Origin of the sequence: Mesorhizobium sp. M2A.F.Ca.ET.067.02.1.1 (assembly GCF_004023285.1) — a bacterium.
Taxonomy (GTDB): domain Bacteria; phylum Pseudomonadota; class Alphaproteobacteria; order Rhizobiales; family Rhizobiaceae; genus Mesorhizobium.
The window spans coordinates 1-8,609 of the sequence record NZ_RZSB01000203.1; the positions used below are offsets into that span (position 1 = coordinate 1).

Annotated in this window: 8 protein-coding genes; 4 read left to right on the plus strand and 4 right to left on the minus strand. The window is 65.2% G+C overall.

Going from position 1 to position 8,609, the window contains the following annotated elements:
* The coding region (locus tag EOA28_RS15820; RefSeq protein WP_128315036.1) for a quinone-dependent dihydroorotate dehydrogenase at nucleotides 1-927 on the minus strand (927 nt) is incomplete at its 3' end.
* Nucleotides 924-1,271: a DUF952 domain-containing protein gene (locus tag EOA28_RS15825; protein ID WP_189342053.1), complete on the minus strand. Its 348-nt coding sequence runs from the start codon at nucleotides 1,269-1,271 to the stop codon at nucleotides 924-926. The genes EOA28_RS15825 and EOA28_RS15820, both read right to left, overlap by 4 nt.
* A 111-nt stretch (nucleotides 1,272-1,382) precedes the next feature.
* On the opposite strand from EOA28_RS15825, the gene EOA28_RS15830 reads away from it, so the two are divergent.
* Nucleotides 1,383-1,820 (plus strand): hypothetical protein, encoded by a 438-nt coding sequence (locus tag EOA28_RS15830; protein WP_127251922.1) that lies wholly within the window; start codon nucleotides 1,383-1,385, stop codon nucleotides 1,818-1,820.
* A gap of 136 nt (nucleotides 1,821-1,956) precedes the next feature.
* Nucleotides 1,957-2,616 (plus strand): response regulator transcription factor, encoded by a 660-nt coding sequence (locus EOA28_RS15835; RefSeq protein ID WP_127251927.1) that lies wholly within the window; start codon nucleotides 1,957-1,959, stop codon nucleotides 2,614-2,616.
* A gap of 12 nt (nucleotides 2,617-2,628) precedes the next feature.
* Here EOA28_RS15835 and EOA28_RS15840 read toward each other — a convergent pair whose 3' ends face one another.
* Nucleotides 2,629-6,114 (minus strand): PAS domain-containing hybrid sensor histidine kinase/response regulator, encoded by a 3,486-nt coding sequence (locus tag EOA28_RS15840; RefSeq protein ID WP_189342054.1) that lies wholly within the window; start codon nucleotides 6,112-6,114, stop codon nucleotides 2,629-2,631.
* Nucleotides 6,115-6,455: 341 nt separating this feature from the next.
* Here EOA28_RS15840 and mscL point away from each other — a divergent pair, with 341 nt between their 5' ends.
* Nucleotides 6,456-6,878 carry a large conductance mechanosensitive channel protein MscL gene (gene mscL / locus EOA28_RS15845; protein ID WP_126079330.1) on the plus strand — a complete coding sequence of 141 codons (423 nt, stop codon included), beginning with the start codon at nucleotides 6,456-6,458 and terminating at the stop codon, nucleotides 6,876-6,878.
* Between the two features lie 103 nt (nucleotides 6,879-6,981).
* On the plus strand, nucleotides 6,982-8,148 hold the full coding sequence (locus tag EOA28_RS15850; RefSeq protein ID WP_127251923.1) for a pyridoxal phosphate-dependent aminotransferase: 1,167 nt from the start codon (nucleotides 6,982-6,984) through the stop codon (nucleotides 8,146-8,148).
* Between the two features lie 117 nt (nucleotides 8,149-8,265).
* Here EOA28_RS15850 and EOA28_RS15855 read toward each other — a convergent pair.
* On the minus strand, nucleotides 8,266-8,609 hold a 344-nt coding region (locus EOA28_RS15855; protein WP_128315037.1), incomplete at its 5' end, for an aminotransferase class I/II-fold pyridoxal phosphate-dependent enzyme.

The window sequence follows — 8,609 nt, forward strand, 5'->3', positions numbered from 1 at the left end:
GACGAGGTCGGCGCCGGCGCGGATCTTTTCCAATGCGGCCTCGGCGGAGTCGACGCCACCGACACCGATGATCGTCATCTGCGGTCCAAGCAGTTTGCGCATGCGAGCCAGAACCGCGGTCGAACGCTCGAACAATGGTTTTCCCGAGAGGCCGCCGGTTTCATTCGCCACGCCGCCGCTCCGCAATCCGCTCCGCGCCAGCGTCGTGTTGGAGACGATGACGCCGTCGATCTTCTTCTCGGCGACCTCGGCGGCAATGTCTTCCAGCTCCGCTTCGACGAGATCCGGCGCGATCTTGAGGAAGACCGGCGGCTGCGCAGCGGCCGCGGCACGCGCGGCCATCACCCGCGACAAGAGCTCGCCAAGCTGCTCGCGCGCCTGCATGTTGCGCAGGCCCGGCGTGTTGGGCGAGGAGATGTTGACCGTCAGATAGCTCGCATAGGCCGCGAAGCGAGCAACGCCGCGCTCGTAATCGGCGATGCGGTCGGCGCTGTCCTTGTTGGCGCCGATGTTGACGCCGACGACGCCTGGCAGCCCCTTGCGCGCGGCAAGCCGCTTTTCCGCCGCCGCATGACCTTCATTGTTGAAGCCCAGCCGGTTGATCACCGCTTCATCCGCCGTCAGCCGGAAGATGCGCGGCTTCGGATTGCCGGGTTGCGGCAGCGGGGTGATGGTGCCGACCTCGGCGAAGCCGAAGCCAAGCCCAAGCAGCGCGTCCGGCACTTCGGCGTTCTTGTCGTAGCCGGCGGCCATGCCGAGCGGGTTCGGGAAGTCGAGGCCACAAAGCCTGATCCTGAGCCGCGCGTCGCGCGGCGCGGTCGCGCCAACCGGAAGCCCGCAGCGCAGCGCCGCGATCGACAGACCATGCGCGGTTTCCGGATCGAAGGAGAAAAGCAGCTTCTGGCCGATCCGGTCGAGCACGCTCATTCGTCCTCCAGCGCCGGGAAGTCGTGGCCGCCGGCGCCGGGCGGCAGCGGCTTGACCCAAAGGACGGCATCGAGGTCGAGCGGGGCGTAGAGATGCGGGAACAGCGCGCCGCCGCGCGATACCTCGTATTTCAGCGCGTTCCCCAGCTTCTCCCCGTCGATGGCGACCAGCAGCAGGCCCGTCTGGCCGGCGAAATGCTTGGCCGCTGTCTCGCGCACTTGCGCGGCGGTGGAGAAATGGATGAAGCCGTCGGCGATGTCGATCGGCGCGCCGGTGAAGCGCCCGTTCTTTTCGGCCTCGCACCAAAGCGCCTCGGGGGCGATCTTGTAGATAATCTGAGACATTCTCGCGCTATAGTCTGAACCGAAGGTGCGGGGAAGGCTTGAAGCTCGACTCTTCCCCATTTCCGGCGCAAACCTGTGATAGCCGGCCTTCACTGGCTCATGGAGGACGATATGCGTCTGCAGCACATCCTGATCCCCGCGGCGCTTTGCTCGTTGGTTGCCGCTTCCGCCTATTCCGAGGAGACCGACCACTACCGTTTGGAGAAGTCGGCCAACGGCTATGTCCGCATGGATACAAGGACCGGCGCCATGTCGATGTGCGAGGAGCGCACCGGCCAGCTCGTCTGCAAGATGGCGGCGGACGAGCGCGCCGCCTACCAGGACGAGATCGACCGGCTGGACAATTCGGTCAAGGCCCTCGATGCGCGGGTCGCCAAGCTCGAGAATTCGCTCTCCGCCCGGCTGGAATCGCAACTGCCGAGCGAAGAGGATTTCAACAGGGCCATGGGCTACATGGAACGCTTCTTCCGCACCTTCAAGGACATCGTCAAGGACATGGACAAGGAAGACGGCGACGGCGGCGGCAAGCTGAATCAGCAGAAGACCTGAGCCGGCGCGACCGGGCCGCCCCTGGGGAAAACCCCGCGCGCGGCCTTTGCCGCTTGAAAAAGCGCCGCGCCGCCGCATAATCATTCTGATCCCCGCAAGAAGCACGAAAATGATGATGGGATCGGGGGAGGAATATTTGCCGTCGGGCCACACTTTCGTCATTGCCGACGATCACCCGCTTTTTCGCGGCGCGCTGAAGGAGGCGCTGGCCGGCGTCGGCGACGTTGCCGCCATTCACGAGGCCGGGGATTTCGAGAGCGCCAAGGCTCTGGTGCTGGCCAATGAGGATATCGACATGGTGCTGCTCGATCTGTCGATGCCGGGCGCCAGCGGCCTCTCCGGCCTGATTGCGCTACGCGGCATCCATCCGGCGGTGCCGCTGGTCGTGGTGTCGGCGCATGACGATCCCGTCACCATCCGCCGCGCCCTCGATCTCGGCGCTTCCGGCTTCATCTCCAAATCGGCCAGCATGGAAGAAATCCGCGCCGCGGTGCAGGCCGTCCTCGCCGGCGACATCGCGGCACCCGCCGGTATCGAGCTCGGTGTCGAGCGCGACCCGGAAATCTCCGATCTGATCAAGCGCCTGCAAGCGCTGACGCCGCAGCAGACGCGCGTGCTCGGCATGCTGGCGGAGGGCCTGCTCAACAAGCAGATCGCCTATGAGCTCGGCGTTTCCGAGGCGACCATCAAGGCGCATGTCTCGGCCATATTGCAAAAGCTCGGCGTCGACAGCCGTACCCAGGCGGTCATCCAGCTCTCCAAGATCGGCAATGACCCGCTGCAGCCGGTAAGTTAGCTACTTCTGCCTCTACTCCGCCGCCGGCGCCAGCGGCCTGACCCGCGCCATCATCGAGCGCAGCACGGCGGGCTTCACCGGCTTGTTGACGGCCGGAATGTCGAGCTGGCTTGCGGCGGCGCGCACCTCGCTGGAGCGGTCGGCGGTGACCAGCACGCAGGGCAGGTCCTGGCCGTAGGCGGCGCGCAACCTGGCGATCGCGTCGAGCCCAGTGCCGCCATCGAGATGATAGTCAGCAAGCACGACGTCCGGCCTCACCGCGCCGGGTCTCATGAGCTCTCCCGATCCCGAAGCCGTCTCGACATGGCAGCCCCAGCCTTCGAGCAGCAGCCGCATGCCGTCGAGGATGCGCGCATCATTGTCGATGCAGAGCACATTGAGCCCGGCAAGCGTCGACGCAGAGCGGGCCGGGGCTTTGCCGATTTCGCGCGGCGGCGCCGCGACCTCCGCGACCGGCAGGATGACGGAAAAGCGCGTGCCCTTGCCGGGGTTGGAGAAAATGCGGATTTCGAGTCGCAGCACCCGCGCGATGCGGTCGACGATGGAGAGCCCCAGGCCAAGGCCTTCTGCCTCGCGTACGCCCTCGTCGAGGCGTGTGAACTCGTGGAAGACGGTGTTGAGCTTGTCGCCGGCGATGCCAATGCCGGTGTCGATCACCTGGATTTCGGCCAGTTCGCCGCGTCGCCGCACCCCAACCAGGATGCGGCCCTTGCGCGTGTATTTGATGGCGTTCGAGACCAGGTTCTGGATCAGCCGGCGCAAAAGGTTGCGATCGGTCATGACGCCGAGCGAGGACGGCATGATCTTGAGCTCGAGCTTCTTTTCGGCGGCCAAAGGGCGGAAGTCATTGCCGATCTGCCCGAGCAGCCCGCCGAGGCTGAAGGCGGTGTCCTCGGGCTTCATGGCGCCGGCATCGAGCCGCGAGATGTCGAGCACCGCGCCGAGGATGGTTTCGACCGATTCCAGCGAGGATTCGATGTTGATGGCCGCCTTGCCGGCCGGCCCCTTGCCGGCCTTCTCGATCAGCGACGAGCAATAGAGACGCGCCGCGTTGAGCGGCTGCAGGATGTCGTGCCCGGCGGCGGCGAGGAAGCGCGTCTTGCCGAGATTGGCCTCCTCGGCCAGCATCTGCGCCTGCGCCAGCTCCTCGTTGACCCGGGTGAGCTCGACGGTGCGGGTCTTGACCCGCTGTTCCAGCGATTCATTGGCCCGTTTCAGCGCCAGGTCCTGCTCGACGCGGCCGGAGATGTCGGCATAGGTGGCGACGATGCCGCCGTCGGGCATCGGGTTGGAGCGCAGCTCCAGAATGCGTCCGCTGGTCTTCAGCTCCATCTGCCATGGCCCGGCGAAGCTGGTCAGCCGGTTGAGCATCGTCACGCGCTGGTCAGCCGGGATATCGCCGCGTTCGGCAAGATGGCGCAGGATCCGGTCGAGCGACACGCCGACCTGGCCCATCTCGTCCGGCAGGTCGAACAGCTGCCGGTATTGCCGGTTCCAGCAGATCAGCCGGAAATCGCGGTCGAAGACGGTGATGCCTTGCTCCATCTGATCCAGGGCGATCTGGAGCAGGTCGCGATTGTGCTGCAGCGCCTCGGTGGCGTCGTCGAGCAGCTTGAAGGCATCCTTGGAATCGTGGTCGTTGCGGCGAAAGAGCAGCGACAGGATCAGCCGCGCCGAGGACGAGCCGACGGCGCTTGCCAGCAATTGCTCCGAGAAGCGGATGACATCCATGCTCGCTTGCTCCTTGCCGTGGAGCGAGACGCTTGCGCTCTTCTCGAAGGACTGGAAGGAACGCTCCGTGCGCTCGACGCCGAGATAGCGCGAGATCGTGTCCTTGAGATCATTGACGGTGACGGCGGTGCGGAAGCGCCTGAGGCTTGGCATCGGGCCCGCCTCGCGCGGCACGAAGATCGCCGCCTGGATACGCTCCAGCGGCACCGACGCGCGCGACAGCGACCCCAGCACGAAGAACAGGGCGTTGACCGAGAGGCTCCACATCACGCCGTGGTTCAGCGGCTCGCCGACGGTGCCGAACAGCGCCTGTGGCCTCAGCGCCTCGAAGCCGAACAGCCCGTGGACGACGATGTCGGAACCCGGGCCGGCGAGCGAAGGCAGAAGAAGCGTGTAACCCCAGACAGCGATGCCCGCGACCATGCCGAGCGCGGCGCCCCGGCCGTTAGCGCGGCGCCAGATCAGGCCGCCGATCAGCGACGGCGCGAATTGCGCGATCGCCGCGAAAGACATCAGCCCGATCGAGGACAGCCGCGCGCTGTTGGTGCTCTCGCGGTAGTAGAGGAAGGCGATGAACAGCAGGATGAAGATGGACGCGCGGCGTACGTTGAGGATGAGTGTCGACCAATCCTCATTCTCCGAGGCGCTGGTCTTGATCACGCGGCGCACGAACAGCGGGATGATGAGATCGTTGGAGATCATGATCGACAGCGCGACGCTCTCGACGATCACCATGGCGGTCGCCGCCGACAGGCCGCCGACGAAGGCGGCCATGGCGAGCACGTCATGGCCGCCGAGCAGAGGCAGCGACAGCACATAAAGGTCGCTGCTGGTCTTGGCGCCGACCAGCGACAGACCGGCAAAGGCGATCGGCAGCACGAAGAGATTGATCGCCACGAGATAGAGCGGGAACAGCCAAGTCGCCGTGCGCAGCTCCGCCTCGCTGCGGTTCTCGACAATGGTGACATAGAATTGCCGCGGCAGCATCAGGATGGCAAAGCCGCTCAAGCCCGTCAGCACCAGCCAGGTGGCCAGCGAGGTGTTGTAGCTCATCGCCTGGCGTACCTGGCCGTTCCCGGCGAGCCTGGCGAACATGTCGCCGGGGCCGCCGAAGATCAGGAACGTGACCATCAGGCCGATGGCTATGAATGCGGCGAGCTTCACCACGGTCTCGACCGCAACGGCCAGAACCAGCCCGTCCTGATGTTCCGTGGCATCGGCGTGGCGGGTGCCGAACAGGACCGCGAACAGCGCCAAAAGCATCGCCACCACCAGCGAGATATCGCTGACGAACGGATCGAAAGAGGGCGGCGAGCCGGTATAGTGCTCGATCATCAGGCTGACCGAGCCCGAGATCGCCTTGAGCTGCAGCGCGATATAGGGCACCGCGCCGATCGTGGCGATCAAGGTCGCGATCGCCGCGACGGTGAAGCTCTTGCCGTAGCGGGCGCCGAGGAAGTCGGCGATCGAGGTGATCTTCTCGCTTTTCGCCAGCCGGACCAGGCGGTTGAGCAGCGGGAAGCCGAACACGAAGACCAGCACCGGGCCGGTATAGATGCCGAGGAATTCGAGGCCGCGCTCGGAGGAAAGGCCGACCGAGCCGAAGAAGGTCCAGGAGGTGCAGTAGATGGCCAGGCTTAGCGCATAGATGAACGGCCGCGCCCGGCCGAGCCCCGCGGCGGCCGCGCGCCGGTCGCCGACGCTGGCAATGGCGAAAAGCAGCGTCACATAGGCGATCGCGATGATGACGACGAACCAGCCTTGCACGGCCCGTGCTTCCTCCCTGGCCGGTCTCCCATCCGGCCTGCCCAACCATTCCGGAAAAATACCAGGCGATTTGCCGTCCGGAATTGCGTCTGAACAAATACCCAAAGCGGCCGGGCATCTCGATGAAACGCTCGACCACCCCGACGCAACCACAGCTCGGGGCCCAAGTCCATCGCGGCTTTCGGCGCATATGCGGCTGATGGACGATGCGTGACACAAACCGGTGCCTTCATTGTTTTTCCGGTTTTGCAACCGGGGGTTTTTGTTATTGTGGGCTCGGGTCGGCGCCCAAGGACAACTGGTGAGGCGGCAGTGCGGCCCGCCACGGCAAGGAGGGTCGAATGCTGAAAGAATTCCAGGAGTTCATTTCCAAGGGCAATGTGATGGACCTGGCCGTCGGCGTCATCATCGGCGCCGCCTTCGGCAAGATCGTCGATTCCTTGGTCAACGACATCATCATGCCGATCGTCGGCGCGATCTTCGGCGGGCTGGACTTCAACAATTACTTCTTCGGGCTGTCCTCCAACGTCCATTCGGCAACGCTGGCTGATGCCAAGAAGGAGGGCGCGGTGTTCGCCTATGGCAGCTTCATGACCGTCGTGCTGAACTTCCTGATCCTTGCCTTCATCATTTTCCTGATGGTCAAGGCGGTGAACAATCTGCGCAAGCGGCTGGAGCGCGAGAAGCCGGCTCCCGCCGCGGCTCCGCCGCCGGCCGACGTGCAACTCCTGACCGAAATCCGCGACCTGCTCGCCAAGAAGTAACGCAGAGCGGGCGCTCTGGACCAAAACCCCGGCCCCAGGCGGCCGGGGTTTTCCGTTTGGCGATCTGGTAAGAGCGCTGACGACACGAACACGGATTTTGCCCATGAGCCTTATCGACACCTTGCGCGCCGAAGCCCGCGCCGCGCCCGAAAGCGGCATTGTCGCCGTCATCAACCATGGTCGCCTGCGCGAAGGGCTGATCCCGCTCTGGGCCGGCGAGGGCGATCTTCCGACGCCTTCCTTCATCAGCGATGCCGCCGCACGCGGGCTCGCTGATGGCGAGACCTTCTACACCTGGCAGAAGGGCATTCCCGAGCTCCGGCAGGCGCTCGCGCGCTACTACGCCAGGCATTTCGGCAAGACCTTCGCCGAGGAGGAGTTCATCGTCACCGCCTCTGGCATGCATGCCATCCAGCTGGCCATCGACGCCATCGCCGGCAGCGGCGACGAGGTGATCTACCTCTCTCCCGCCTGGCCGAATTTCGCCGCGGCCGCCGGCGTGGCGGGCGCCGTGCCGGTGCCGGTCACGCTCGACCAGTCCGGCAATGGCTGGTCCTGCGACGTCGACAAGATCGCCTCGGCAATCACGCCGCGCACCAAGCTGTTGTTCATCAACACGCCCTCCAACCCGACAGGCTGGACCGCCGACAGGGAAACGCTCCAGGCGATCCTGGATCTTGCCCGGGCAAAGGGCCTTTGGATCATCGCCGACGAGATCTATTCGCTGTTCCACTACGGCCATGGCCGCGCGCCGTCCTTTCTCGATGTCGCCACGCCCGAGGACCGCATCCTGTTCGTCAACAGTTTTTCCAAGAACTGGGCAATGACCGGCTGGCGTGTCGGCTGGATCAAGACCCATCCCGCCTTGCAGCAGGTGTTCGAGAACCTGATCCAGTACTCGACCTCGGGCGTCGCCCAGTTCATGCAGCGCGGCGCTGTCGCCGCCCTCGACGAGGGTGACGGCTTCATAGCGGAACAGGTGGAGCGCGCGCATGCCGCGCGCGACCTCGTCTGCGGCATTCTCGGCGAAACCGGCAAGGCGCGTTTCACCGTGCCGCAAGGCGCCTTCTACCTGTTCTTCAGGGTCGACGGCCTCACCGATTCCCGAAAAGCGGCCTTCGACATCGTCGACAATGCCAATGTCGGCCTGGCGCCCGGCACCGCCTTCGGTCCCGGCGGCGAGGCCTTCCTCCGACTATGCTTCCACCGCCGCCTCGATCACCTCGATGAAGCGGCGCATCGCCTGGCGAAATGGATGAAGACAGTGTGAGGTCGCAATCGGGCGGGAAGTCTGCACCGCTCCGTTCGCGGGCCTAGGAGCGCCGCAGCGTTGTAGAACGAGAAATAGCTTTAGGCGGAGCCGCGGTCAGCGCCCGACAGTTGCAAGTCAGCCGCCTGACTTCGGTACCAGCAGCGGGATGATCCGATCGGTCTTGGCGACGGCGGGGCGGCCTGAGCCGGCATAGGGGATGCCGAGCGCATCCCAGGTCTCGACCAGCGCGTCCTGCAGTTCGGCAATAAGCGCGTCCGAATGAAACGGCGTCGGCGTGATGCGCAGCCGCTCGGTGCCGCGCGGCACCGTCGGATAGTTGATCGGCTGGATATAGATGCCGTGCACGCCAAGCAGCCGGTCGCTCGCCATCTTGCAAAGCTCGGGATCGCCGACCAGCACCGGCACGATATGGGTGGCCGATTCCATCACCGGCAGGCCTGCGGCGGCAAGCACCTGCT